This is a genomic window from Catenuloplanes niger (assembly GCF_031458255.1).
GTDB classification, from domain to species: domain Bacteria; phylum Actinomycetota; class Actinomycetes; order Mycobacteriales; family Micromonosporaceae; genus Catenuloplanes; species Catenuloplanes niger.
In genome coordinates, this window is record NZ_JAVDYC010000001.1 from 245,020 (window position 1) to 270,465 (window position 25,446).

Genomic DNA, 25,446 nt, shown 5'->3' on the forward strand with positions numbered 1-25,446 from the left:
CCGGGCGTCGACGTCACGCCCGGCGAGCGTGCCGAGCGCCCCGCCAGGCGCACACCGCCGCGGGTCCGGACGCACCACGTGCCCCCGCCGCGTCGAGGGGCCTGACAAACTGGTCGCGGCCGCCCCGGACCGCACCGGCCGGCCGCACCCCTTTCCGGCAGCCGCCGGGGAGTCCGTCCGATCCGCGGAGCCGACCATCGACACGCCGGGCAGCACCCCTCGCGGCGCAACGCTGCGGACCGTGGTGCGGCGCGTCGTGTTCGCCGTGGCGGTCGCCGTCACCGCCCTGATCGGGGTCTTCGCCGGCCAGGCCGTGCTCAGCGGCACCGGGCTGCTGTTCGACCCGCACGGCTACGGAGTGTTCGCCGGGATCCTGTTCGCCGCGGTTCTCTCCCCGGCCGCACTGGGGCTGTGGAAGCTGTACCGGTCCCTGCGACGGCGCGGCGACTGACGGTCCGCGGGCGGCGCGCACCGCCGCGGTGGAGCCGGCCGGCTCACGCAGCGCGGACTCGGCGGTGGCGACGACCACCTCCAGGCCGTGCGCATCCCCGTTCCCGCCGCGCCCCACCCGGTCGGTGAGGTGGCCACCGGCGCACGCCGCGGCGGCGCACCCATTGACATACCTCGAACCCGCGATGTCTGATGAGTCGATCAGCGATTGGGGGACGTCGATGAGACCGACGGCGGTCGCGACATGACGCCTCTCCTCGAGGCGACCGGCGTGCGCAAGGACTTTCCCGGCGTACGGGCGCTGCGTGACATGCACCTGGAGTTGCGGCACAACGAGGTGCTGGCGCTGGTCGGGGAGAACGGCGCGGGCAAGTCCACGCTGATGAAGGTGCTGACCGGCGCGCTTCGGCCGGACGCCGGCACGTTCCGGCTGGACGGCGAGCCGCTCGATCCACGGCGGGCGGAGGCGCGCGGGATCAGCATCATCCATCAGGAGTTCAACCTGATGCCGGACCTGACCGTGGCGCAGAACGTCCTGATCGGACGCGAGCCACGTACCCTCGGGATGTTCGTCGACGAGCGCCGGCTCAACGCGCGCACCGGGGAGCTGCTGGACCGGCTGGGCCTGCCGCTGGACCCGCGGGCGCGGGTCGGCGACCTGACCGTGGCGCACCAGCAGATGGTCGAGATCGCGAAGGCGCTGTCCCACGACGCCCGCGTGCTGATCATGGATGAGCCCACGGCCGCGCTCAACGACGCCGAGGTGGCGGTGCTGCACGGGCTGATCCGCCGGTTCACCGGCCCGCGCACCGGCGTCGTCTACATCTCGCACCGGATGGACGAGCTGACCCGGATCTCCGACCGGATCACGGTGATCCGCGACGGCGGCTACATCGGCACGGTGCGCACCGCGGACGCCCGGCTCCCCCAGGTCATCGCCATGATGGTGGGCCGGGAACTGGACCTGGGCGCGACTCCGGCGGGCGTCCGCGAGGACCGCGCACCGGTGCTGACCGTCCGCGGGCTCGCCACGAAACGGTTGCTGAGGGACATCTCGTTCGAGGTACGCGAGGGTGAGATCCTCGGCGTCGCGGGCCTGATGGGCGCGGGCCGCACCGAGCTCGGGCGCGCGATCGTCGGCGCCGACCCGATCTCGGCCGGCACGATCGGCGTCCGCGGCCGTACCGTGCGGATCAAGAATCCGGCACAGGCCGCCGCGGCGGGCGTCGGCTACCTCTCCGAGGACCGCAAGCGCTTCGGCCTGCTGCTGGACCAGTCCGTGGCGGCGAACATCACGATCGGTTCGCTCGGCCGTCCGCTGTCCCGGGGCGGCCTGGTCGACGACGGCCGGGTGCGCGCCACGGCCGAGCGGTACGTCGACTCCCTGAAGATCAAGACACCGGGGGTACGCCAGGAGGTGCGCCACCTCTCCGGCGGCAACCAGCAGAAGGTGGTCATCGCCCGGTGGCTGGCCAAGGACTGCGACGTGTTGATCGTCGACGAGCCGACCCGCGGCATCGACGTGGGCGCCAAGGAGGAGATCTACCAGCTGCTCAACGAGCTGGCCGGGCAGGGCCGCGCGATCGTCATGATCAGCTCGGAGCTGCCGGAGATCCTGCGGATGGCGCACCGGGTGCTGGTGATGAGCGGTGGCCGGCTCACCGGCGAGCTGTCCGCGGCCGAGGCCACCCAGGAACGCATCATGCACCTGGCCACGCAGCGGGAGGCATGAGTGATCGCCCGGCTCCAGCAACTGCTCGCGTTCGCCGGCCTGATCGTCATCGCGGCGTTCTTCGCGGTGGCCACGCCCTCGTTCGGCACCTACGGCAACGTGGTCAACATCCTGTTCTCCACCGTGGTGATCGGGCTGCTGGCACTGGGCACCACGTTCGTGATCGTGACCGGCGGCATCGACCTGTCGATCGGCACCGGCATGGCGCTGTGCGCGGTCATGTCCGGCACGTTCGTCGTCACCTGGGGCCTGCCGTGGCCGCTCGGGGTGCTGCTCGCGGTGCTGTTCGGCGGCCTGATCGGGCTGGTCAACGGCGTCAGCACGGCACGGTTCGGGCTGCCGCCGTTCATCGCCACGCTCGCCACCATGCTGGTCGCGCAGGGGCTGGCGCTGGTCGTCTCGGAGAGCACCCCGATCTACTTCAACGACTCCCCCGGCTACCTGCTGCTGTCCACCGGCACGCTCATCCCGGAGTTCCCGAACGCGGTGCTGGTGCTGATCGCCGCGACCGCGGTGGCGGCCGTGCTGCTGCGCCGCGGCGTGCTCGGCCGGTACGCGTTCGCGATGGGCAGCAACGAGGAGGCCACCGCGCTGTCCGGCATCGACGTGACCCGCTGGAAGATCGCCGTCTACACGCTGGCCGGGCTGTTCACCGGCCTGGCCGGCGTGATGATCTCGGCGCGGCTCGGCTCCGCGCAGCCGGCCACCGGCGCCGGCTACGAACTGCAGGCGATCGCCGCCGTGGTGATCGGCGGCACCTCGCTGTCCGGCGGCCGCGGTTCGATCGCCGGCACGGTGATCGGCGCGCTGATCATCTCGGTGCTCAACAACGGCCTCCAGCTGCTGTCCATCCCGCAGGAGTGGCAGAACGTGGTCCTCGGGGTCGTCATCCTCATCGCCGTCTACGCCGACATGGCACGGCGCCGGGCGGTCGTCGTCCACTAAGGAGTGTCTCGCATGCGCAGACGTCAGCTGCTGATCGGCGGTCTGGCCGTGGCCGGGCTCGCGGCCTGCAACCGCGACTCCGGCGCCGCCGGCGACGGACCGTACGTCGCGATCGTCGCCAAGGGCTTCCAGCACCAGTTCTGGCAGGCGGTCAAGTCGGGCGCGGAGCGGGAGGCGGCCCGCGCCGGCGCGACCATCACGTTCGAGGGACCGGCCACCGAGAAGGAGGTCGAGGCCCAGATCACCATGCTCACCAACGCGATCGCCAAACGCCCGGACGCGATCGGCTTCGCCGCGCTCGACTCCAAGGCCGCCGAGGGCCTGCTCCAGCAGGCGAAGGCGCAGAACATCCCGGTGATCGCGTTCGACTCCGGCGTCGACTCGCAGGTGCCGCTGACCACCGCCGCCACCGACAACCTCGCGGCCGCCGCCGAGGCCGCCACGCACATGTCCGAGCTGATCGGCGGCACCGGCACGGTGGCGCTGGTCGTGCACGACCAGACCAGCCTGACCGGGCAGCAGCGACGCGACGGCTTCACCCGCTGGATGGCCGAGAACGCGCCGGGCGTACGGCTGCTGCCGGTCCAGTACGGCGACGGCGACCAGGCCCGCTCCGCCGACATCACCAAGTCGATCCTGAGCGCGAACCCGGACGTCACCGGCATCTACGGCGCCAACGAGGGCTCCGCCATCGGCGTGGTCCGCGGCGTCCAGGAATCCGGCCGTACCGGCGTGACGATCGTCGGTTTCGACTCCGGCAAGGCCCAGCTGGACGCGATCCGATCCGGCCTGATGGCCGGCGCGATCACCCAGAACCCGGTCGGCATGGGCGCCGCGCTCATCACGGCCGCCCTCACGGCGATCCGCGGCGAGCCGCTGGAGAAGACCATCGACACCGGCTACTTCTGGTACGACCGGACGAACATCGACACCCCGGAGATCCAGGCGGTGCTGTACCAGTAGCCGGCCGCTCAGCCGCGGTCCTCGTGGGTGCGGCGGGTGAAGGACTCGCCGTACACCTGGGACCGGAAGTGCAGGATCGGGTCGTCGGACAGTTCGATGCCGGGGACGACGCCGGTCGGGTCGAACACGGTCGCGTCCAGCCCGGCCTGGTCCTCGACCGCGGCGTCGAGGCGCAGGGTGCCCGCCCGCACCGTCTCGCGGGAGTCCGGCCACCGGGCGGTCACGTCGTCGGTCGGATCACCCGGCTCCGCCAGGGTGAACGTCAGGCTCCAGGACGCCGTACCGCGCCGCAGGATCTCGTCGACCAGGTAGTGCGGTGGGCGCTCCTCGTCGGTGAGCGTCACCTCGCCCGCGTCCGGCAGCCAGCTGTACCGGAACGCGCGCCGCGAACCGTCCGGCGCGACCAGGAAGTACGCGTGCAGCCCGTGGTAGCGGGTGGTCGCGAAGCTGGCCATGACCGGCATGCCGGCGATCGCCCGGAGGCCGGGCACGATGTGCCGGTGGGTGGCGGCGTGCGCCAGGATCCACGGGCTCGGCTTGCCGGTCGCCGGGTTCTGCAGCTTCGTGACCTTGATGAACTCCTCCGGCGTCCGGGCCGGGAACGCGGGGATGCTGGCCGCGGCCCAGGTGGCGTGCCCGCCGGCCGGCAGGTCGAAGCGGATGCCCAGCCCGAGCGTGGTGCCCCGGCCGTCCGGCTTGCGCTCCGGCGCGTGCGGGTTGCCCGGTGCGGCGGACAGCCGGACCAGCGCGGTGACCGGCGGGCCGGCCAGATGCTCGGCCGTGGTCAGCGTCGCGACATCCGGCGCAGGGGTGAACGTGGCGTGGAAGAGGACACCACGCGGGTGCGCCCGCCGATATCCCGGCACGGTCGCGGTGTGCTTCTCCATGGCCTCGATGGCGCGGATGACCGTCGCGCGCTCGACGTCCGACACGGCACTCTCCTCGGTACGGCAACGGATCCGGCGCGGCCACCGGATGCGCCGGTCTGTCGACTGTGGGCAGACCAGCGGATCAGGTATCGGCCGCGCGGCACAGCCTAGACGCCACGGTCACCGTCTTCGTCAGGCGGCGGCCGGACGGGCAGGCCCGCCTGATCGGTGCGGACGGGCGCCGGGCATCCACGCGAGTGCGCAGGCGGCCACCGCGACCTGCCCGAGCGCGACGATCAGCCAGTACTCGGGCCGGAGCAGGAGCACCAACGACAGGACCGCGACGGCGGCCAGCGCGACGGCGCACGTGGTCTGGAACCAGGTGGCCGCGCCGAGGCGGGACACGAACGGAGCCGCGATCCCGAGAATGACCAGGGTCGGCGGCAGGTAGAACATCGCCTCGACGATCGCCCCGAAAACGATCGAATCGGTCACATAACTGGGGTCGACGTAGGCGGGGCCGAGGACCAGCGCGAGCACGGCCACCTTCACGGGGACGGCGGCGATCGCCACGGCGGACGCGCCGAGGAACCACCGGATCGCCGACCGGCCACGCGACACCACCGCGGTCTCGTTCATCACCACACCACCCCGTTCGCCCAGGTCACGCACCCGGGAGAGCACACCTTATAGATCTTGGGCGCGCCCGTGAAGGCGGGTCGGGTCTCCGGTCGCGCCGGCCGGTGGCGCTACCGCGCGGCCGGTGGCGCCACCGCTGCCGGGTCGCGGTCGCGCGGGGCGGGGGCCGGCCGGGCGGGCGCGGGGTTGATGTGGATGCCGAGGTCGGTGCGGCCGGGGAAGAGATCCGCGCGGAGGGCTCGGGACTCGCGGTAGTCGCCGTCGCGCAGGCGGCGGAACCGGATCGGCGTCTCCGTGCCGACGGTGCGGAGTCGTTCCCGGAGGCGGTCGATCTCGTGGTCGACCGCGTCGGCGTCGAGCGTGTCGGCGTCGTGCACGACGTGCAGGTCGAGGGGCTCGATGCCGACGTACCAGAGGATGCCGTGGGTGAGCGGGAAGAGCAGGGACTCCAGGTCGCCGCTGATGCCGCGGGGGCCCAGGGTGCCGGCGTCGTCGCCCGCGGTCACCACGACGAGGGCCCGCCGGCCGGTGAGGCCGCCGTCGCCGTACCGTCGTGGCACGTTCCGCTCGGTGTCGTGGTCGCCGTAGGCGAAGCCGCTGGTCAGGACGCGGTCGAACCAGCCTTTGAGGATGGCCGGCGGCCCGTACCACCACAGCGGGAACTGCACCACGACAAGTTCCGCCGCGGCGAGCTTGGCCTGTTCCGCGCGGACGTCGTCGGGCAGCCGGCCCGCGGCGTAGGCCTCGCCGGCCAGTTCCGCGATGTTCCCGGGCTTCGCGGCGAGGTCACCGAGGTCGCGCTCGCCCAGCACGGGGTCGAAGCGCTGGGCGTTCAGGTCGGACGTCGCCACGTCGTACCGGGTGGACAGCTCCTCGATCCCCGCCCGGAAGAGGCGGTCGTTGAAGGATCCGCGGCGCGGGTGCGCGTAGATCCAGTGGGCGGCGCCGGGCTTCGGCGGGTGCGTGATCGTCATGACGTCACCTCTGTCGGGTCGAGAGCGATGGCGATGAGGACGCGGGTGAGCACGGCGCGCGCCCGGGCGGCGCCGATCCGGCCGGCGAGCACGGTGCGGGCCAGCGCGTCGGCGGCGCCGACGAACGCGTGCAGCCCGGCCGCGTCGAGCGGGCCGGCGAGGGGTTCCAGCGCCGCGCGGCACATGGCGACGTAGGCCTCCTCGGCCTCCTGACGGACCCGGCTGAGGGTCGACGAGCCGGCGAGTGCCGCGACGACGTCGGCCATCTCCTGGCCCTCCGCGACGCAGCAGTCGATGTACGCGGCCGCGACCACGCCGGCCACCGCGGGCAGGGTGCGCTCGACCCGCTCGATGGCCGCCTCGAGCGTCTCCCGCTGCCGGGCGTCGAAGGCGCGGTACAGCTCGGCGAGCAGTCCCGCCCGGTCACCGAAGTGGTCGTACACCAGCGGTTTGGTCACGCCGGCACGCTCGGCGAGCCGCCCGAGGGTGAGCTCGTCCGTCCCGGCGTCGCGGATCAGCTCCCGCGCCACGTCCAGTAGTTGCGCGTGCCGGTCTACTTTCGACAGCCGCCGGCGCGGTGGTGCGTCGCTCATGCCAATAACTTACCACGGGTAACTTACCGATGGTAATTTGTCGGTTCAGCTAATTGGCCGTCCATGAACGTTCGCCGGGTTGGAGACACGCCGGGCGGCGGTGGTCCGGGGACACGCTCGTCAGCGGAGAACAGAGCCCAGATCTTGGCCCGCCCGGCTGTTTTCCGCCTTACCGGACCGCTGAGCCCGGGTTCGCGCTGTTCCAGGCGGCACGTCGGGCCTGGACATGCAGACGCAGGTTGACCGGGTAGGCCGAGAACGACATTCGTTCGCGGACCATGCCAGCTGTGCGGTCTCCGGCGAGGTCGAAATGGCGGCCCAGGACCGAGGTGACCATGGCCGCCTCGATCAGGGCCAGGTTACGACCGGGACAGAATCGCGGTCCGCTGCCGAACGGCGCGAACGGGAGCGCCTCGGCGGGCAGCCTGCCGTCCAGCCAACGTTCGGGACGGAACACGTCGGCGTCGGGGAACCGGGTCGTGTCGCGGCGAGCACCGTAGGACATGAGCACGACAATCGGCGTGTTCGCGGGCAGGAACAACTCGTGCCCGTCGCTCAGGGCAACGGTCATGTCCCGGAGGTTCTGCAGACCTGCCATGGGTGCGACCGGCTGGAGCCGCAGGACCTCGTGGACGACCGCCTCGGCATACCTCAAACGGCCGATTGTCGCCGGGTCGCCGGGCACCCGCTGATCGCCGAGCACCTCGTCGGCCTCGGCCCGGACCTTCGCAGCGATGTCCGGGTGCTCGGCCAGGAAGTGCAGCGCCCACGCGGCGGTCGACGAGGTGGTGTCCTCACCCGCCAGCAGCATCGTCAGGACGTTGCCGAAAACCTCCTCGTCCGTGATGCCCGACTCGTTCTCCAATGGTTTCACCAGCGCTTCGAGGAAGTTGGCCGGTGGCTCGCCTGCTGCCACCCGTGTCCTTGCGTGCGCGAAGTGTTCCTTGACCAGGGCCTTGATCTCATCGACGGTCGCGTCCAGCCGGTGATCCTGTGGCAGCTTGAAGCGGCGCCAGTAGGGAAACGGCGAGTTGATCCGCCGGGCGAACGTGGGAAAGAGCATCGGGAGCCGGCGGTGCAGGCCTTCACCGGTGCTCTCCAGTGAATTGAGGTCGTGGCCCATCGCCAGGCCCGAGGTCACGTCAAGCGTGTAACGCATCATGCTGTCCAGGACGTCGGTGGCCCAGGAAGGTTGACGATGGTGTTCACCCTCCTCAGGTTCCTCGGCTCCGCCCGGGTCGCCAACGAATATCTCGTCCCGAAGGGGGATTCGTGGTCCGAGGCTCGTCCTCCATGAGGGGCGAAACGAGCGAGTCCCGGACATGAGACAGCAGCCGGCGGGCACGACGTCTTTGTGGTCGGCTCGTTCCGGCTGCACAGTCGCAGCGATCGCGTGGTGCCTGTCCGTCGTATCCGGCGCGGGCCAAGCGAGTATCGCCGAACGGCGCAAGCCGCCTGGCGTGTCCCTAATCCGGCGAACGCCCGTGGACAGCCCACTAATTAGACGAGCTGGTTGACGATCAGCGCGGTGGCGCCGGCCAGCGAGGTGACGATCGCGGTGGCGCGCAGCCGGGCGCGGCTCATGAACCGGTTGACGTATCGGGACAGCAGATAGCCGGCCAGGGTCGCGGGCAGGAACCACAGCGTGGTGCGCAGCGTGGCCGGGCCGATCTGGCCGGCGGCGAGCAGGCCGGCCAGCGACATCAGCGAGCCGGCCAGGAAGAACGTGGACATGGTGCCGCGCAGGCCGGCGCCGGTGGAGCGCTGCCACACCAGGGCCATGGGTGGGCCGCCGATGGAGGTGGCGGTGCCGAGCATGCCGGAGGCGGCGCCGGCCAGCGCGGTGGTGCGGCGGGTGGGTTCCGGGGACCAGCCGCCGATGGCGGAGACGACGCCGAAGATGATGACGGCGCCGAGCAGCAGCGACAGCCAGGTGCGCGGCAGCAGCGCGACCAGCGCCACGCCGGCGGCGGTGCCGGGGACCCGGCCGGCGAGGGCCCAGCCGGCGCCGGCGAGATTGATCGAGTCGCGCTCGCGGATCGTCACGATCAGCGTGAGGACGGCGGCCAGCATGATCAGCATGCCGGGCAGCAACGTGGGATCGACGATGGCGACGACCGGGGCGGCGACCATGCCCATGCCGAAGCCGATCGAGCCCTGCAGGCAGCCGGCCAGGACGACGGTGACGGACAGCAGCGCGTAGGCCCAGCCGCTCACCGTGCCGCGTCGGCGAGCGTCAGCGGGAAGTGGCACTCGGCGGCGTGACCGTCCACGACGGACACCGGCGGCGGCGTGCGCGCGCAGACGTCGGTGGCCTGCCAGCAGCGGGTGCGGAAGCGGCAGCCGGACGGCGGGTCGATCGGCGACGGCAGCTCGCCGGTGAGCAGGATCCGCTCCTTCTTCTCCCGGTCGGTGCGGCGCAGCGTGGGCGCGGCGGAGAGCAGCGCCTTGGTGTACGGGTGGCGCGGGTTGCCGAAGACCTCGGCGGTGGTGCCGGTCTCGACGATCCGGCCGAGGTACATGACCGCGACCCGGTCCGCGACGTGCCGGACCACGGACAGGTCGTGCGAGATGAACAGGTACGACACGCCGAGCTGCCGCTGGAGCCGGTTGAGCAGGTTCAGCACCTGCGCCTGCACGGACAGGTCCAGGGCGGACACCGGCTCGTCGCAGATGACCACGTCCGGGCCGAGCGCGAGCGCGCGGGCGATGCCGAGCCGCTGCCGCTGGCCGCCGGAGAACTCCTGCGGGTACCGGTTGGCGTCGCTGGGGCGCAGGCCGACCAGATGGAGCAGTTCGGCGACGCGGGCGGCGCGCTCCCGCGCGGAGGAGTACAGATCCTTGTGGGTACGCCACGGCTCCGCGATGATGTCGGCCGCGGTGAGCCGGGGGTTGAGCGAGGCGTACGGGTCCTGGAACACCATCTGCACCCGCCGCCGGTGACGCAGCAGGTCGGCCTTGCGCAGCGCGAACGGGTCGACGCCGCCGAACCGGACCGTGCCGGAGTCCGGGCGTTCCAGCAGCATCAGCGTGCGGGCCAGCGTGGACTTGCCGCAGCCGGACTCACCGACCAGTCCGAGCGTCTCGCCCTTCGCCAGCCGCAGGTCGATGCCGTCGAGCGCCCGCAGCCGGCCCTTGGGCACCTGGAACGTCTTGGTGATCCCCTGAACGTCCAGCAGAGTCATCGTGCCCCCTCGGCGGCGTGGCAGGCGACGGCTCGGCCGCCGTGATCGGTCAGCGCCGGCCGGTCGGTCCGGCAGACGTCCATGACGAGCGGGCAGCGCGCCTGGTACGGGCAGCCCGGCGGGACGGAGAACAGGTCCGGTGGCGAGCCGGGGATCGAGCGCAGGTCGGCGCCGCGTTCCGCGTCGACCGGCACGGATTCGAGCAGACCGCGGGTGTACGGGTGGCGCGGGTCCTCGAAGACGTCGGTGACCGGCCCGGTCTCGACGATCCGGCCGGAGTACATGACCGCGACCGTGTCCGCCTCCTCCGCGACCACGGACAGGTCGTGGGTGATCAGGATGACGGCCATGTCGTGCTCGCGGCGCAGCCGGGCGAGCAGCGCCAGGATCTGCGCCTGCACGGTCACGTCGAGCGCGGTGGTCGGCTCGTCCGCGATCAGCACCTTGGGGGACAGCGCGACCGCCATCGCGATCAGCAGGCGCTGCCGCATGCCGCCGGAGAACTGGTGCGGGTACGAGTCGGCGCGCGACTCCGGCTCCGGGATGCCGACGTGCCGCATCAGCTCGATCGCCTCCGCGCGTGCGGCCCTGGCTGACATCTTCCGGTGGATCCGGTACGGCTCGGCGAGCTGGACGCCGACCTTGACGACCGGGTTGAGCGCGGTGAGCGCGTCCTGGAAGACGATGGACAGCGCCGGGCCGGCGAGCTGGCGGCGGCGTTTGCGGCTCACCGTCAGCAGGTCCTCGCCGTCGATGTCGATCGTGCCGCCGGTGACCTCCGCGATCGGTTCGAGCAGCCCGACCACGGCCTGCGCGGTCATGCTCTTGCCGCAGCCGGACTCGCCGAGCAGCGCCAGCGTCCGCCCGCGGTGCGCGGTGAAGCTGACGCCGTCGACCGCGCGCACGGTGCCGCGCGGGGTGTGCAGGTCGACGGTGAGCCCGTCGACCCGCATGCCGACCGTGTCGCCGCGACCGGTTCCGGGCGGCGCGTCCGCGGTGTGCGTGCTCATCCTGCCGGACTCCCCTTCACGCTGCTGGATCGTGGTGGCCGGCACCGGGCCGGCCGGTTCGCTGGCACGCTCGCTCATGCTCCCTCCGGACCGGGGACGGGCGCCGCGCGACGGCGCTTGCGACGGGGCGTGGTCAGGCGCCAGCGCTGGCCCGGGTCGGTCGCCAGGCGTACCCAGGAGGCCAGGAGGTTCGCCGAGACCGTGGTGATGACGATGGCCAGGCCCGGGAGGACCGACAACCACCATTCGGTACGCAGCTGGTCGCGGCCCTGCGCGACCATCAGTCCCCAGCTGACGTCCGGCGGCTGCACGCCGATGCCGAGGAAGCTCAGCGACGACTCGGCCAGCATCACGTAGCAGAAGTCGAGCGTGGCGACGGTGAGCAGGGTGGGCAGCACGATCGGGAAGATGTGCCGGCGGATGATCGCGCCGCTCGGGGTGCCGAACGTGCGGGCCGCGTCCACGAAGATCCGCGACTGCAGTTCGGCCGACTCGGCGCGGGCGGTGCGCAGGTAGACCGGGATGCGGGTGATGGCGAGGATCGCGATGATGCTGGCGATGCTGGGCGAGAAGATGTAGAGCACGACCACGGCCATCAGCAGGGACGGGAAGCTGAGCACCACGTCCGCGATCCGCATCGCGACGGTCTCCCGCCAGCCGCGGTGGTAGCCGGCCCACATGCCGACGGACGCGCCGATCACCAGCGAGATGAGCACGACGGGCACGGACACGCTCATCGTGGTGCCGGTGGCGACCATCAGCCGGCCGAGCAGGCTGCGGCCGAGCAGGTCACCGCCGAGGAAGTACTGCCAGCCGTGTTCCGTGCCGAACGGCGCGAGCCGGGACAGGGCCAGGTCGCCGTTGACGGCGCTGGGCCCGGCCAACTGCCGGCCGAAGACCGCGATGAACGCGACGACCAGCAGCACGATCGCGGCGACGCACGCCAGCGGGTCGGCCAGCAGCATCCGGACGTAGTTGGGCTTGGTCGCGGCGGCCTCGTCCGGGCCGGCCGCCGGCGGAGCCGTGGTGGCGCTCATGCCGGGCTCCCTTCGGTGCCGTGGTGGCGACGCGGGTTCATGCCGTCGCTCCTGACTTGTTCCGGACCCGGGCGTCGAGCAGCGCGTACCCGATGTCGATGGCGATGTTGAGCACGAAGATGCTGATCGCGGTGAGCGCGACCGCGGCCTGCAGCACCGCGAAGTCGCGCTGCAGGATCGCGTCGATCATCAACTTGCCGATGCCCGGCCAGCCGAAGATCGTCTCGACCACGACCGCGCCGTTGATCAGGCCGACCGCGAGGTCGCCGGCGACGGTGAGCGCGGGCGGCGCCGCGTTCTTCAGCGCGTGCCGGGCGACCACCCGGCCCTCCCCCGCACCCTTGGCGCGGGCGACCTTTACGTACGGCGAACCGAGCGCGGAGATCATCGCGCCGCGGACGACCTGGGTGAGCACGCCGGCCGGGCGGACCATCAGCACCGCGATGGGCAGCACCCAGCTGGCGCCGCCGGCGTCGACGCCGGACGTGGGCAGCACGCCGAGCATGATGGCGAACACCCAGATGCCGAGGATGGCGAGCCAGAAATCCGGCACGCTGGCCGCGGTCATGCTGAGCATGCCGGAGATCCGGTCCCCGAGGCCGTTCGGCTTCAGCGCGGCCCAGCAGCCGACCCCGACCGCGACCGCGCAGGCCAGGATCATGGTGACGACCGCGAGTTGGAGCGTGGCGGGGAACGCCCGCAGTGCCATGGTCGCGGCGTCCTCGCCGGTGCGCAGCGACGTCCCGAAGTCGAGTCGCGTCACACCGGCGAGGTAGTCGAGCAGCTGCGACCAGATCGGCTTGTCGAAGCCGTTGGCCGCGCTGAACTGTTCCCGCGCCTCGGCGGTGGCGTTCTCCGGCAGGTAGAGCGAGGCCGGGTTGCCGGTGAGCCGGGCGAGCACGAAGACACCCAGCACCACGGCCAGCAGGGGAACAAGGCTGGTCAGTGCGCGTCGGCGCAGGAACGTCAGCATATGTGTCAGGCCTTCGGCTTCATGTCGCCGAGGCGCATCTCGTCGCCGGTGGCCGCGTCCGGCCGGTAGTCGACCGACTTGCTGAGCGCGAGCACCGCCTCCATGTTCGCCAGGTAGGCGAAGCCGCGTACCGCGTCGGTCTGGGTCTTGAACACGTCCGCGTAGGCGGCCTGGCGCTCGTCGCCGGTCAGCGGCGCCGCCGCCTTGATCTTCGCGTCCAGCTCGGCGTTGCCGCCGGTGCTCTGCGCGCCGTCGGTGGCGAAGTACTGCCCGACGGTGAATGCGGCGTCACCGGCCTGGTTGCCGTGCATGACCATCAGCGCGACCGGTCCGGCGTCCGGGACGAACGGGCGCAGCTGGTACTTCAGCTGGGCCGAGGTGTCCATCATCTCGATCTTCGCGTTCAGGCCGGCCTGCGCGAACGCGCTCTGCATCAGCTCGATGCTCTCCGCGATCTTCGGGAACTGCGCGGTGCGGCCGATGATCCGGAACTGCGTGCCCACCGGTACGCCGTCCGCCTTCGCGGCGTCAACCAGCGCCTTCGCGGCCGCCGGGTCGTACGTCGTCGGCGTCATGGACTCGTTGTAGCCGACCACGCCGGGGCCGATCAGCTGGCTGGCCGGCTTGCCGAGCCCGCCGAACAGCGAGGTGATGATGCCCTCGCGGTCGATCAGCATGTCGATCGCCTGGCGGACCCGGATGTCGTTGAGCGGCGCCTGGTCGGTGGTGAAGCGCAGCGCGGTGGTCTCGTTGTTCGGGTACTGCACCGCGGTGTCGCCGGCGCCGTCGTCCGCGCCGAGGTTCGTGGCCAGGTCGGCCTCGCCGTTGACCACCATCGCGGCCCGGACCGTGCCCTCCTCCCGCCACTGGTACTCGGCGGTGGGGTAGGCCGGCTTGGTGCCCCAGTAGCCGTCCCAGGCGGTCAGCGTGAGCTTCTGCCCGGCCGCCCAGGAGGCGATCTTGTAAGGCCCGGTGCCGATCGGCTCGCGGACCTTCTCCGTGGTGCTGATGTCCCGCTTGGTCATCTCGATGAACGACACGCGCAGCGGCAGCAGCGGGTCCGGCGCCTCGGTCCGGACCGTGACCGTGGTGGCGTCCGGCGCGGCCAGCGTGAGCTTGCCGGTCTGGCCGAACACGTAGCCCTGCACGTTGCAGGCGAGCGTGGTGTTGTTCGCGGTGCGCTCGATCGCGGCGACCGCGTCCGCGCTGGTGAACTGCGCGCCGTCGGAGAACGTCACGCCGGGGCGCAGCGTGAAGGTCCACAGCGTGGGCTCGGTCTGGGTCCAGGCGGTGGCGAGCTTGGGTTCGAGCTCGCCGCTGGTCGGGTTCCGCTCCAGCAGCGGCTCGGTGATGTTGGAGCGGGTCACGACGCCGGTGGCGGTCAGTGAGGCCTCGCACGGCTCGAGCGTGGGCGGCTCCTGGGGCAGGACGATGCGCAGCGTGCCGCCGGCCGCACCGCCCCCCGAGTTGCCGGAGTTGGCGACGGAGCAACCGGTCATCGTCAGCGCAGCGATCAGCGCGACGGCCCCGGTCGTACGGGGGAGATTGACGTTCATATTCCGCTGGCCTTTCCACGAGCCGGCAGGGGGAATCTGAGCCTTCATCACAAGCGTTGTCTACATATGAAGACGCGATCCTCGTTGGTGAACGCCACCGTAATTTCGGCCACATCACTCCGTCAAGGCCCCGGGAAACTTCGCCGTAACGCCCGGACGTGCTCCAGCAGCACCGCGAGCGTCGGACTGTCGTTGTCGCCACGCCAGGCGGCGTAGACCTCGACACAGTCGTCCGGGACCTCCTCGACCTGCAGGAACCGCAGATTGCGGAGCGTGATGACGGAGGCGGAGGCGGGCACCAGCGCGACCCCGAGGCCGGCGTCGACCAGCGCGAGCACGCTGTTCACCTGGGTCACGTGCTGGCCGTAGGACGGCTGCACACCGGCCGCCCGGAACGTGGAGACGACCAGGTCGTGGAAGTACCGGGCCTCGACCGGCGAGTACGTCACCACGCTCGACTCGGCCACGTCGGCCAGCGACGGGGCCCGCCCGAGCCGGGTCAGCGGGTGCCCGCGCGGCACGGCCAGCAGCAGCGACTCCGCATGCACCAGCAGCTGTTCCAGCTCGGCGCCGCGCGGCACGCCGCGCAGCAACCCGATGTCGATCTCCTCGGCGGCCAGCGCCTCGATCTGCCGGTCGGTGATCATCTCGCGGAGCACCCGGTGCACCTCGGGCAGCCGATCGTCCAGGAACTTCACCCACTCGCCGAGCACGCTGAGCGCGGCCGTGGCGGTGAACCCGACGCGCAGCGTGCCGCGCGAGCCGTGCGCCGCGCGCTGGGCCAGCAGCGGCGCGGCCGCGGCCAGGCTGAGCAGGCGCCGGGCCTCGTCCAGGAAGACCCGGCCGGCCGGCGTGAGCTCGACCAGGCGGGGCGTGCGGACCAGCAGGTCCACGCCGACCGCGCGCTCCAGCTTCTGCACCTGCCGGCTCAGCGGCGGCTGGGTCATCCGCAGGCGCTCGGCGGCCCGGCCGAAGTTGCCCTCCTCCGCAACCGCGACGAAACCTCGCAGCTGATCGAGACTGAACATGCGCGCCCCTCCTATACCTTTCCGGTATCACATCATGCATCTTCCGTCTTGGACAGGTATCGCGAGATCTGCCTACCGTCGGCGTACCCATCGCCTCGGTTCGGGAGCCTCCATGACCTCGTTCTCGCCCACCGCACTGCGCGACACACTCGGGTCCGGTCTGCTCTGCTTCCCGGTCACGCACATGACCTCGGAGCTGACCTTCGACGAGTCCGCGTTCCGTGCCCACCTGCAGTGGCTGTCCGGCTACGACGCGCGCGGCGTGTTCGCGTCCGGCGGCACCGGCGAGTTCTTCTGCCACACGCCGGCCGAGGTCGGCCGGATCGTGCGCGCCACCGTCGCCGAGGCCAAGGCGGGCGTCCCGGTGATCGCCCCGGCCGGGTACGGCACCGCGCAGGCGGTCGAGATGGCCCGCGACGGCGAGGCGGCCGGCGCGGACGGCATCTTCCTGCTCCCGCCCTACCTCACCGAGCTGGACGCGGACGGGCTCAAGGAACACGTGCGCGCGGTCTGCCGGGCCACCGAACTGGGCGTGATCGTCTACCACCGGGCGAACGCGCGGTTCTCGCCGCAGACGTTCATCGAGCTGACCGAGGAGCTGCCGAATCTGATCGGGTTCAAGGACGGCATCGGCGACATCGACGTGGTCGCGCACCTCTACGCGATGCTCGGCCCGCGGCTGGTCTACGTGGGCGGGCTGCCGACCGCGGAGACGTACGCGCTGCCGTACCTCGAACTCGGCGCCACCACCTACTCCAGCGCCATCTTCAACTTCGCGCCGCAGTGGGCCAGCGACTTCTACCAGTCGGTGATCAAGCGGGACCGCGACGACGTGTACGCGCGGATCCGCGACTTCGTGCTGCCGTACCTGGCGATCCGGAACCGGCGCGCGGGATATTCGGTGTCGATCGTCAAGGCCGGGATGACCGCGGTCGGGCGCTCCGCCGGGCCGGTCCGGCCGCCGCTGTCCGACCTGACCGAGTCCGAGCTGACCGAGCTGAGCGCGCTGATCGCCGCGACCCCGTCGATCGAGCGGGTGGCCTGATGCTGCTGATCGGCGCCGCCGCGTACCGCGGCACGCACGGCGAGTTCTTCGCGATCGACCCGCGGACCGGCGAGAAGCTGGAGCCGGCGTACGGCCTGGGCGGCGTCGAGGACGTGGCCCGCGCGGCCGAGCTGGCCGAGGCCGCGTTCGACGTCTACCGGGAGACGCCGCTGGAGACCCGGGCCGCGCTGCTGGACACCATCGCGGACGGGCTCGACGAGATCGGCGAGCAGATCGTCGCCCGGGTCGGCGTGGAGACCGGCATCCCGGCCGCCCGTGCCACCGGCGAGCTGGCCCGCACCACGTACCAGTTGCGGCTGTTCGCGAGCGTGGTCCGCGACGGCGACTTCCTCGGCGTGCGCGTCGACCCGGCGCTGCCGGACCGCGCCCCGCTCCCCCGGCCGGACATCCGCCGCCGGCTCGTACCGCTCGGCCCGGTCGCGGTCTTCGCGGCCAGCAACTTCCCGCTCGCGTTCTCCGTCGCCGGTGGCGACACCGCGGCCGCGCTCGCCGCCGGCGCACCGGTGGTCGTCAAGGCGCACAGCTCGCACCCGGGCACGTCGGAGCTGGTCGGCCGCGTCGTCCAGGCCGCGGTCGCGAAGCACGGGCTGCCCGAGGGCGTCTTCTCCATGCTGTTCGGCTCCGGCCGCGAGGTCGGCATCGCGCTCGTCACCGACCCGCGGATCCGCGCGGTCGGCTTCACCGGCTCCCGCAGCGGCGGGCTCGCCCTGGTCGCGGCCGCGGCGGCCCGGCCCGAGCCGATCCCGGTCTACGCGGAGATGTCCAGCATCAACCCGGTCCTGGTGCTGCCCGGCGCGCTGCGCAACCGCGGCGCGGAGATCGGCCGCGGGCTGGTCGGCTCGATGACGGTCGGCCAGGGTCAGCTCTGCACCAGCCCCGGCCTGGTCATCACGCTCGACGGCCCCGGCGTCGACGCGCTCGGCGACGCGGCCGGGGCGGCACTGCGCCCGGTCCCGGCCGCGCCGATGCTCTCCCCCGGCATCCAGCGCGCGTTCACCGACGGCGTCGGCCGGCTGCGGGACGCGCCCGGCGTCACCCTGGTCGCGCAGGGGCAGGACGACCCGGCCCTCGCCGCCGGTGGGCGCGCCGTCCTGTTCCGGACCACCAAGGCGCAGCTGGACGCGAACCCGCTGCTCACCGAGGAGGTGTTCGGCGCCAGCTCGCTGATCGTCACCGCCGCCTCCGTCGCCGAGCTGCACGAGATCGTCCGGGACCTGGAGGGCCAGCTCACCGTCACCGTGCACGCGGACGCCGAGGACCTGGACCTGGCGCGGGCGCTGCTGCCGCTGCTGGAACGCAAGGCCGGGCGGATAATCGTCAACGGCTGGCCGACCGGCGTCGAGGTGGGGCATGCGATGGTGCACGGCGGGCCGTTCCCGGCCACGTCGGATGCGCGCACCACGTCGGTCGGCACGGCCGCGATCGAGCGGTTCCTGCGCCCGGTCGCCTACCAGAACCTGCCCGCGGAGCTGCTGCCGGCCGGGCTGGACGACGCGAACACGCTGGGAGTGCCGAGGAGGACCGATGGCCGGTGACACCCGAGCCACCCATCCCCACGCCGGAGTGAACACGCCCACCGTGACCGGGATGCGGGTGGTGCCGGTCGCCGGGCAGGACAGCATGCTGCTCAACCTCAGCGGCGCGCACGGCCCGTTCTTCACCCGCACCGTCGTCGTGCTGACCGCCTCGGACGGCAGCGTCGGCGTCGGCGAGGTGCCCGGCGGCGAGGCCATCGTCCGTACCCTCGAGGAGTCCCGGGACCTGGTGGTCGGCGCGTCCGTGGCGGCGTGGTCGTCCGTGCCGCGCGCGGTCCGGGCGCGCTTCGCCGGCCGCGACTCCGGCGGGCGCGGCGCCCAGACGTTCGACCTGCGGATCACCGTGCACGTCGCGACCGCGCTCGAGGCGGCGCTGCTGGACCTGCTCGGCAAGCACCTCGGCGTGCCCGTGTGCGATCTGCTCGGCGAGGGGCGGCAGCGCGACCGGGTCCGTACCCTCGGCTATCTGTTCTTCGTCGGCGACCGCGCCCGCACCGATCTGGCCTACCGCGCCGCTGCGCACACCGACTCCGACGACTGGCTCCGGCTGCGCGACGAGCCGGCGCTCACGCCGGACGCGATCGTGGCGCTGGCCGAGGCCGCCCACCGGCGGTACGGGTTCGCCGACTTCAAGCTCAAGGGCGGCGTGCTCCCCGGCGCCGACGAGGTCGCGGCCGTCACCGCGCTGAAGGAACGCTTCCCGGACGCGCGGATCACGCTCGACCCGAACGGCGGCTGGCCGCTCGCCGACGCGATCCGGTTCGGGCACGCCATGCGCGACGTGGTCGCCTACGCCGAGGACCCGTGCGGCGCCGAGGACGGCTACTCCGGGCGGGAGGTGATGGCCGAGTTCAGGCGCGCGACCGGGCTGCCGACCGCGACCAACATGATCGCGACCGACTGGCGGCAGCTCGGGCACGCGATCCGGGCCGGCGCGGTCGACATCCCGCTGGCCGACCCGCACTTCTGGGGCATGGCCGCGTCCGTGCGCGTCGCGCAGCTGTGCGACGCGTGGGGGCTGACCTGGGGATCGCACTCCAACAACCACTTCGACATCTCGCTCGCCATGTTCACGCACGTCGCGGCCGCGGCACCGGGCGACATCACCGCGATCGACACGCACTGGATCTGGCAGGACGGGCAACGGCTCACCACCAACCCCCTCACGATCCGGCAGGGGTACGTGACGGTGCCGGCCACGCCGGGGCTCGGCGTCGAGCTGGACGAGGACCGGCTGGCGGCCGCGCACGAGCTCTACCTGTCGCACGGGCTCGGCGGCCGGGACGACGCGGTCGCCATGCAGTACCTGATCCCCGGCTGGACGTTCGACCCGAAACGGCCCGCGCTGGTGCGCTGACTTCCCTCGATCGGAGATTTGCTCATGACCGTGCTGCAGGTCGGGCCGTTGATGCCCGCCTTGTCCACCGCGCTCGCCGCCCGGTACGACGCGCGCGAACTGCCGGACGCGTTCACCGACGACGAGTTCGACGACGTGACCGTGGCCGTCACGTCCGGGCGGACCGGCGTCGACGCCGCGCTGATGAAACGGCTCCCGGCGCTGCGCGCGATCATCAACTTCGGCGTCGGGTACGACACCACCGACGTCGCCGAGGCCGGCCGCCGCGGGATCGCCGTGTCGAACACGCCGGACGTGCTCGACGACTGCGTGGCGGACACCGCGGTCGGGCTGACCATCGACGTGATGCGCGGGCTGTCCGCCGCCGACCGCCACGTGCGCCGCGGCGACTGGCCCGCCCACGGCAACCCGCCGCTCGCCCGGAAGGTCAGCGGCGCCCGGGTCGGCATCCTCGGCCTCGGCCGGATCGGGCTGGCCGTCGCCACCCGGCTGACCGGCTTCGGCTGCGACATCTCGTACCACAACCGGACGGAACGCTCCGACGTCCCGTACCGCTACGCCGGGTCGGTGACCGAGCTGGCCGGCGCGGTGGACGTGCTGATCGTGACCGTGTCCGGCGGCGCGCACACCCGGCACCTGGTCTCCGCGGACGTGCTGGCCGCGCTCGGCCCGGACGGCTTCCTGGTCAACGTCTCCCGCGGGTCGGTCGTCGACGAGGACGCGCTGGTCGCCGCGCTCGTCGACGGGCGGCTCGCCGGCGCCGGACTGGACACGTTCGCGGACGAGCCACACGTACCCCCGGCGCTGTTCGGTCTTGACCGGGTGGTGCTCACCCCGCACCTGGGCAGCGGCACCGTCGAGACCCGGCAGGCGATGGCCGACCTGGTCCTGGCGAACCTCGACCGGTTCCTGGCCGACGGAACGCTGGTGACGCCGGTATGAGCGTCGTCGTCGTGGCCTGGACGCGCGGGGCCGAGGGATGGGCCGCGCTGCTGCGCGGTGCGGAGGAGGCACGGTTGCGCGGCGCGCGGCTGTCCGTCTTCGGCGACGTGCCGGAGCAGGTGCTGTCCCGGCTGTCGGCCGAGGCCGGCGATGTTCCGGTCAGCACGGAGACGATCGCGGACGGCGAGACCCGCGACCTGCCCTCCCGGGTGATCGACGCCTCCTACGAGGACGACGTGGTGCTGGTCGCGGTCGGCATGCGCCGCCGGTCACCGATCGGCAAGATGCTGGTCGGCGACCTCGCCCAGCGCATCCTGCTGGAGGCGCACTGCTCGGTGCTCGCGGTCAAGCCCCCGGCCGGCGCCTGATCTGCGGATTGTCCGGCGTTACGGTCGTCGCCGACCATATTCTCGGGGACGATGACGGTTCCCGACCCGGGGTTCATGGTCGCGTACTGCGAGCAGACGCTGCCCGGCATGCTGATCGACGTGTGCGAGGTCCCCGTGGAGCTCGCACACCGCATCGCCGTCGACGTGCTGCGCCGCGCCGAGGCGTTGGCCAGCCTGCCCACCCGCGAGCAGGACGTGCTGATCGCGCCGTTCGTCGAGGAGGCGTTCGCGCAGGAACCGGCCGACGCGCCACTCGACCTGAAGGCCAAGGTCGCGCTGGTGGTCCGCAACAGCCTGCTCGACGAGGCGGTCCGGGCCGGCGCGCCGAGCTACGGCGTGGCGGCCGTGCTGCGCTACGCGGCCGCGCCGCTGTCCCACCTGCTCGGCGCGCGGCTGCGGGAACCGGTCGGGCTGGCCGGGATACATCCGTTCATGGGTCTGGCCGGGCGTTATCCGCGCGCGTGGACGTGCCTGGAGGCGCTCACCGACGGGTTCGCCGCGGGCGGGCAGCGCACGCTGACGCTGCCGACCGCGCCGGTCCCCGGCCTTCCCCCGCTGACCGACGACGGCCTGCTCGACCGCCTGCGCCGGGCTGCCACCGGGGACGCGGTGCTGCACGTGCCGGCGCTCGGTCACTGGTCCCGGGACAGCCGGCGCCTGCACGGCATCCTCGAGTTCCTGCTGGCCCACCGCGCCACCGTCCTGACCACCAACTACCTGATCCGCCCGACCGACGTGTGGGTGCGGCACGGCGACCTGGTCAGCCCGGACGACGCCGGTCTGCGCGACACTCGCGGCCTGGCCGGCGACCACCGCGCCCTCGCGGAGTCGGTCACGGCCTGACCCCCCGCCGCGACCTTGTCGCCGTCCTCGCCTGGGCGGCGCTTCGAGGCCGCCGGGGCCGCCGGAGATCCGATCAGCGTGGCGCCGTGCCGGCCGCGTGACGCGCCGCCGGGCGGGTGACGCCGGCGGCGGGCGGGTGACGCAGGCGCCGGCGCGGCGGGCACCTGGACGCCGGTGCCCGGCCGCAGCCGGGCGCCGCGGCGTGGACTCAGGGCTTGCGGCCGACCGCGGTCCACACGTTGATGTCGGAGCGGGCCGGGATGGCCGTGCCCGGGTCCGGGCGCCACTCGCTGGCCGGGACGACGCCCGGCTCGATCAGCTCGAGGCCGTCGAAGAGCGCGGCGAACTCGTCCCGCGGTCGGGTCCACACGTCGGACCGGCCGGCCTCGACCAGCTGACGGTAGAGCGCCTGCTGCTCGGGCGTGCCGAAGTCGGAGGTGGCGTGCGTGGCGACCAGGTAGCTGCCGGACGGCAACGCGTCCAGCAGGCGGCCCACCACCGGCTTCGCGGCGCCGTCGCCGTGGATGAAGTGCAGGACCGCGATCAGCATCAGGCCGACCGGCTGGGTCAGGTCCAGCGTCTCGCCCAGGATCGGGTCGGTGAGGATCGACTCCGGGTCGTTCAGGTCCGCCTCGATGTACGCGGTCCGGCCCTCGGGGCTGCTGTTGAGCAGCGCGCGGGCGTGCACCATCACCAGCGGGTCGTTGTCGACGTAGACGATGCGGCTCTCCGGCGCGTGCCGCTGCGCGACCTCGTGCGTGTTGTCCGCGGTCGGCAGGCCGGTGCCGATGTCGAGGAACTGCCGGATGCCGGCCTCGGCCGCGAGGAACCGGGTGGCGCGCTGCAGCAGCGCCCGGTTGGCGATCGCGCCGTCCCGCACCTTCGGGAAGTGTTTCTCCAGCTCGTCGCCGGAGGCGCGGTCCGCGGCGAAGTGGTCCTTGCCGCCCAGCCAGTAGTTGTAGCGCCGGGCCGGGTGCGCCACGGACGGGTCGATTCCTGGGGCGGCGGCGGCCGCGCTCGTGTCGTCCACGCCTGCACGATAGCGCTCACGATCGGATGGTCCACAAGCGACCGGGTGATGCCCGTTACGTGGCTATTTCCTACCTGGGGTGTCAGGCTTTGCGCGTGTACGAGGGAGCGGTTGCGCTCGGTATCGTGCTGCTCACGGCGACGGTGTTCGGTCTGTGGTGGCGCGCCCGGGACGGCCGGATCAGAGCGGAGGCCGCGGTGGACGAGCACCGCCTCGATCCCGTGTTGCGTGACGCGCTCGGCGTGCCGCCGGGCGAGGTGACGCTGCTGCAGTTCTCCACCGCGTTCTGCCAGCCGTGCCGGGCGACCCGCGCGGTGCTGGCCGGCGTCGGCCGGGACGTGCCGGGGGTCCGGCACGTCGAGGTGGACGCGGAGAGCCATCTGGACGCGGTGCGCGCCCTGAACATATGGGCGACACCGACCACGCTCGTCATCGACCGGGACTCCCGGATCGTCGGCCGGGCCGGCGGCGTGCCGACCCGTCCCCAGGTGCTCGCGGCGATCGCGGCCCTTCAGAAAGAAGAACAGTGAACAACGGTATAGACCCGCGCGGCCCGCGATTCGGCGCCGCGATCACCTCCGTCGTCCTGGCGATCGTGCTGGTCACCGGCTCCGGCTGGCTCGCGCTCGCGCAGACAGTGGTCTTCGCGATCGGCGCGGTCAGCCTGCGCCACGGCCCGTACGGCCTGATCTACCGCACGCTGGTCGCGCCGCGACTGGCCCCGCCCGCCGAGCTGGAGGCGCCGGAGCCGCCGCGGTTCGCCCAGCTGGTCGGCATGATCTTCACGGTGATCGCGACGATCGGTTACCTCTCCGGCGCGCCGCTGATCGGCATGATCTTCACCGGCTTCGCGCTGTTCGCCGCGTTCCTCAACGCGGCGTTCGGCTTCTGCCTCGGCTGCCGGACGTACCTGATCATCCGACGGCTCGCGCCCCGCTGACCCCGCGCGCCGGTGGCAGCATGTCGTCGAACGGCAGCGGTGCCACCCGCGCGGAGTCCATGGCCCCGGTCACGTTCGCCCAGCGGCGCAGCGTGGCCGTGGCCGCGGCCGCGTCGTCGGCGGCCAGCCGGGAGATGTTCGCACCGTGGTTCGCGCCGGGCGCCACGAACCGGTACGAGTCGCGGCGGCTGGGCGTGAACGCCTCCGCGCCCCACGGGTCGTTCTCGCCGTAGACGAACAGCATGCGCGGCGCGGCCGTGCGCACCCACAGGTCGACGTCCAGCATCGGGATCGGGTTGTGCGGTGCGCGCAGCTCACGGGGCAGCGCGGACAGCGCGCTGTAGAGGCCGGGGTACCGGGTGAGGCCGCGCAGGTGGTCGAAGCGCAGGCTGGGCCAGCCGAGCTGGGTCGCGGCCTGGTAGTAGTACGGCCAGTAGTACTCCAGCGTCTGGTCGGTGTAGAACGACCAGCCCGCGACCGCGTCGAACCAGGCGTAGATCTCGTCGTCGGTCGCGGTCACCGGCGGCACGGTCGCGCAGTCCGCGGCCGTGCGGTACTGCCAGAACGCCCACACCGTGTCCAGCACGGTCATCTCGAACGCGCGGTCGGCGGTGCCGAGCGTGCGGGAGAACGTCCAGCCGGCCGCGGTCGCGGCCGCCGCCAGCCGGGGCACCAGCCGGTCGCGCCGCTTCAGCGCCTCGCGCTGCATGTCGTCGAGCGCGCGCCGGCAGGCCACGTCGCCCACGGTGGCGAAGAACCGGTCGTAGGCGCCGTCAAGGTTGTTGAGCACGTCGTTCGGCGCGACGTAGGCGACCACGCCGTCCACGTCGCCGGGGTAGAACCGGCGGTGGTAGACCGAGGTCATGCCGCCCTTGCTGGCGCCGGTCTGGATCCACTTGCCGGAGTAGACCGACTTCAGCGCGGTGACGATGCGGTGCTCGTCCGTCGCCTCCTGCCAGATGGTCAGGTCGGACCAGTCGGCCGGGGACGGCCGGGACGGCGTGAAGAACCGGTGCTCGACGGACACCTGGTTCGCGTCGAGCAGCCGGGTCGGCTCGGTGCGCGACGCGGTGGGCGTGGCGGGCAGCCCGTAACCGCTGGTGGCGAGCACGACCGGCGCGTCGGACGAGCGGTGCAGCAACGTCAGCCGCTGCTCGTAGGTGCCGCGCCCGGGGTGCCGGTGGTCGGCCGGCTGCCGGTAGGTGAGCACGAAGAACCGGTAGCCGATGGGCGCGCTCTCGGACACCACGGTCAGCCCGGGGATCGCGGACAGCCGGTCGAGGAGATCGTCGGCCGCGGACGCCGGAGCCGCCGCGGACGCCGGAACGGCCGGTGCGATCAGGGCCAGCACGAGGACGAGGACCGTCAGCAGACGACTACGCATTGACAG

General features: G+C 72.3%; 26 protein-coding genes. 12 read left to right on the plus strand and 14 right to left on the minus strand.

All coding sequences use genetic code 11. The features are described from left to right. The first annotated feature begins 241 nt into the window (after positions 1-241). The 4 genes from J2S44_RS01060 to J2S44_RS01075 all read left to right on the plus strand — a co-directional run bounded on the left by J2S44_RS01060 (position 242) and on the right by J2S44_RS01075 (position 4,090). Positions 242-451, plus strand: a complete 210-nt coding sequence (locus J2S44_RS01060) for a hypothetical protein (RefSeq protein ID WP_310407999.1) — start codon at positions 242-244, stop codon at positions 449-451. 243 nt (positions 452-694) lie between these two features. Further along, complete coding sequence (locus J2S44_RS01065) at positions 695-2,182, plus strand: sugar ABC transporter ATP-binding protein (RefSeq protein WP_310408002.1); 1,488 nt, start codon at positions 695-697, stop codon at positions 2,180-2,182. Next, positions 2,183-3,127 carry an ABC transporter permease gene (locus J2S44_RS01070; protein ID WP_310408004.1) on the plus strand — a complete coding sequence of 315 codons (945 nt, stop codon included), beginning with the start codon at positions 2,183-2,185 and terminating at the stop codon, positions 3,125-3,127. A 12-nt stretch (positions 3,128-3,139) separates the two neighbouring features. Next, positions 3,140-4,090, plus strand: a complete 951-nt coding sequence (locus J2S44_RS01075; RefSeq protein ID WP_310408006.1) for an ABC transporter substrate-binding protein — start codon at positions 3,140-3,142, stop codon at positions 4,088-4,090. Between the two features lie 8 nt (positions 4,091-4,098). Here J2S44_RS01075 and J2S44_RS01080 read toward each other — a convergent pair whose 3' ends face one another. The 12 genes from J2S44_RS01080 to J2S44_RS01135 all read right to left on the minus strand — a co-directional run bounded on the left by J2S44_RS01080 (position 4,099) and on the right by J2S44_RS01135 (position 15,954). Further along, positions 4,099-5,022 (minus strand): catalase, encoded by a 924-nt coding sequence (locus J2S44_RS01080; RefSeq protein ID WP_310408008.1) that lies wholly within the window; start codon positions 5,020-5,022, stop codon positions 4,099-4,101. A 129-nt stretch (positions 5,023-5,151) separates the two neighbouring features. Then, on the minus strand, positions 5,152-5,631 hold the full coding sequence (locus J2S44_RS01085) for a hypothetical protein (protein ID WP_310408009.1): 480 nt from the start codon (positions 5,629-5,631) through the stop codon (positions 5,152-5,154). Positions 5,632-5,708: 77 nt separating this feature from the next. Then, a complete protein-coding gene (locus J2S44_RS01090) occupies positions 5,709-6,572 on the minus strand; it encodes an NAD(P)H-dependent oxidoreductase (protein ID WP_310408011.1) in 864 nt (287 codons plus the stop codon). Continuing rightward, positions 6,569-7,165 (minus strand): TetR/AcrR family transcriptional regulator, encoded by a 597-nt coding sequence (locus J2S44_RS01095; protein WP_310408014.1) that lies wholly within the window; start codon positions 7,163-7,165, stop codon positions 6,569-6,571. Before J2S44_RS01095 ends, J2S44_RS01090 begins: the two co-directional genes overlap by 4 nt. A 169-nt stretch (positions 7,166-7,334) precedes the next feature. Next, entirely contained in the window at positions 7,335-8,489 is a 1,155-nt protein-coding gene (locus tag J2S44_RS01100) for a cytochrome P450 (protein ID WP_310408016.1), read from the minus strand. 176 nt (positions 8,490-8,665) lie between these two features. Continuing rightward, positions 8,666-9,382: a sulfite exporter TauE/SafE family protein gene (locus J2S44_RS01105; protein ID WP_310408018.1), complete on the minus strand. Its 717-nt coding sequence runs from the start codon at positions 9,380-9,382 to the stop codon at positions 8,666-8,668. Further along, positions 9,379-10,350: an ABC transporter ATP-binding protein gene (locus tag J2S44_RS01110; protein ID WP_310408020.1), complete on the minus strand. Its 972-nt coding sequence runs from the start codon at positions 10,348-10,350 to the stop codon at positions 9,379-9,381. Before J2S44_RS01110 ends, J2S44_RS01105 begins: the two co-directional genes overlap by 4 nt. Next, on the minus strand, positions 10,347-11,360 hold the full coding sequence (locus J2S44_RS01115) for an ABC transporter ATP-binding protein (protein WP_374727955.1): 1,014 nt from the start codon (positions 11,358-11,360) through the stop codon (positions 10,347-10,349). Before J2S44_RS01115 ends, J2S44_RS01110 begins: the two co-directional genes overlap by 4 nt. 74 nt (positions 11,361-11,434) lie before the next feature. Continuing rightward, the gene (locus tag J2S44_RS01120) at positions 11,435-12,397 is read right to left on the minus strand and encodes an ABC transporter permease (protein WP_310408022.1); all 963 of its coding nucleotides are present in this window, start codon (positions 12,395-12,397) and stop codon (positions 11,435-11,437) included. A gap of 37 nt (positions 12,398-12,434) precedes the next feature. After that, positions 12,435-13,370, minus strand: coding sequence for an ABC transporter permease (locus J2S44_RS01125; RefSeq protein WP_310408024.1), 936 nt, complete (start codon positions 13,368-13,370; stop codon positions 12,435-12,437). Positions 13,371-13,375: 5 nt separating this feature from the next. After that, positions 13,376-14,926, minus strand: a complete 1,551-nt coding sequence (locus J2S44_RS01130; RefSeq protein WP_310408027.1) for an ABC transporter substrate-binding protein — start codon at positions 14,924-14,926, stop codon at positions 13,376-13,378. Between the two features lie 122 nt (positions 14,927-15,048). Continuing rightward, a complete protein-coding gene (locus J2S44_RS01135) occupies positions 15,049-15,954 on the minus strand; it encodes a LysR family transcriptional regulator (RefSeq protein WP_310408028.1) in 906 nt (301 codons plus the stop codon). A 112-nt stretch (positions 15,955-16,066) separates the two neighbouring features. On the opposite strand from J2S44_RS01135, the gene kdgD reads away from it, so the two are divergent. The 6 genes from kdgD to J2S44_RS01165 are packed head-to-tail and all read left to right on the plus strand — an operon-like array spanning position 16,067 to position 22,086. Next, entirely contained in the window at positions 16,067-16,999 is a 933-nt protein-coding gene (kdgD, locus tag J2S44_RS01140) for a 5-dehydro-4-deoxyglucarate dehydratase (protein ID WP_310408029.1), read from the plus strand. Continuing rightward, positions 16,999-18,555 (plus strand): aldehyde dehydrogenase (NADP(+)), encoded by a 1,557-nt coding sequence (locus tag J2S44_RS01145; protein ID WP_310408032.1) that lies wholly within the window; start codon positions 16,999-17,001, stop codon positions 18,553-18,555. Before kdgD ends, J2S44_RS01145 begins: the two co-directional genes overlap by 1 nt. Continuing rightward, positions 18,545-19,912 carry an enolase C-terminal domain-like protein gene (locus J2S44_RS01150; protein ID WP_310408034.1) on the plus strand — a complete coding sequence of 456 codons (1,368 nt, stop codon included), beginning with the start codon at positions 18,545-18,547 and terminating at the stop codon, positions 19,910-19,912. Before J2S44_RS01145 ends, J2S44_RS01150 begins: the two co-directional genes overlap by 11 nt. A gap of 24 nt (positions 19,913-19,936) precedes the next feature. Continuing rightward, on the plus strand, positions 19,937-20,854 hold the full coding sequence (locus J2S44_RS01155; RefSeq protein WP_310408038.1) for a 2-hydroxyacid dehydrogenase: 918 nt from the start codon (positions 19,937-19,939) through the stop codon (positions 20,852-20,854). Beyond that, positions 20,851-21,222, plus strand: a complete 372-nt coding sequence (locus J2S44_RS01160; protein WP_310408039.1) for a universal stress protein — start codon at positions 20,851-20,853, stop codon at positions 21,220-21,222. Before J2S44_RS01155 ends, J2S44_RS01160 begins: the two co-directional genes overlap by 4 nt. Positions 21,223-21,273: 51 nt before the next feature. Continuing rightward, positions 21,274-22,086, plus strand: a complete 813-nt coding sequence (locus tag J2S44_RS01165) for a hypothetical protein (protein ID WP_310408042.1) — start codon at positions 21,274-21,276, stop codon at positions 22,084-22,086. A gap of 208 nt (positions 22,087-22,294) precedes the next feature. On the opposite strand, the gene J2S44_RS01170 is transcribed toward J2S44_RS01165, so the two are convergent. Next, positions 22,295-23,116 (minus strand): SAM-dependent methyltransferase, encoded by an 822-nt coding sequence (locus J2S44_RS01170; protein WP_310408044.1) that lies wholly within the window; start codon positions 23,114-23,116, stop codon positions 22,295-22,297. A gap of 95 nt (positions 23,117-23,211) precedes the next feature. On the opposite strand from J2S44_RS01170, the gene J2S44_RS01175 reads away from it, so the two are divergent. Together J2S44_RS01175 and J2S44_RS01180 are read left to right on the plus strand one after the other, a co-directional pair. Further along, positions 23,212-23,646 carry a TlpA family protein disulfide reductase gene (locus J2S44_RS01175; protein WP_310408046.1) on the plus strand — a complete coding sequence of 145 codons (435 nt, stop codon included), beginning with the start codon at positions 23,212-23,214 and terminating at the stop codon, positions 23,644-23,646. After that, entirely contained in the window at positions 23,643-24,056 is a 414-nt protein-coding gene (locus J2S44_RS01180) for a DUF4395 domain-containing protein (protein WP_310408049.1), read from the plus strand. The genes J2S44_RS01175 and J2S44_RS01180 overlap by 4 nt, the downstream gene beginning before the upstream one ends. Here J2S44_RS01180 and J2S44_RS01185 read toward each other — a convergent pair. Next, positions 24,031-25,440 (minus strand): S28 family serine protease, encoded by a 1,410-nt coding sequence (locus J2S44_RS01185; protein ID WP_310408051.1) that lies wholly within the window; start codon positions 25,438-25,440, stop codon positions 24,031-24,033. The genes J2S44_RS01180 and J2S44_RS01185 overlap by 26 nt on opposite strands. Between the last annotated feature and the right edge of the window lie 6 nt (positions 25,441-25,446).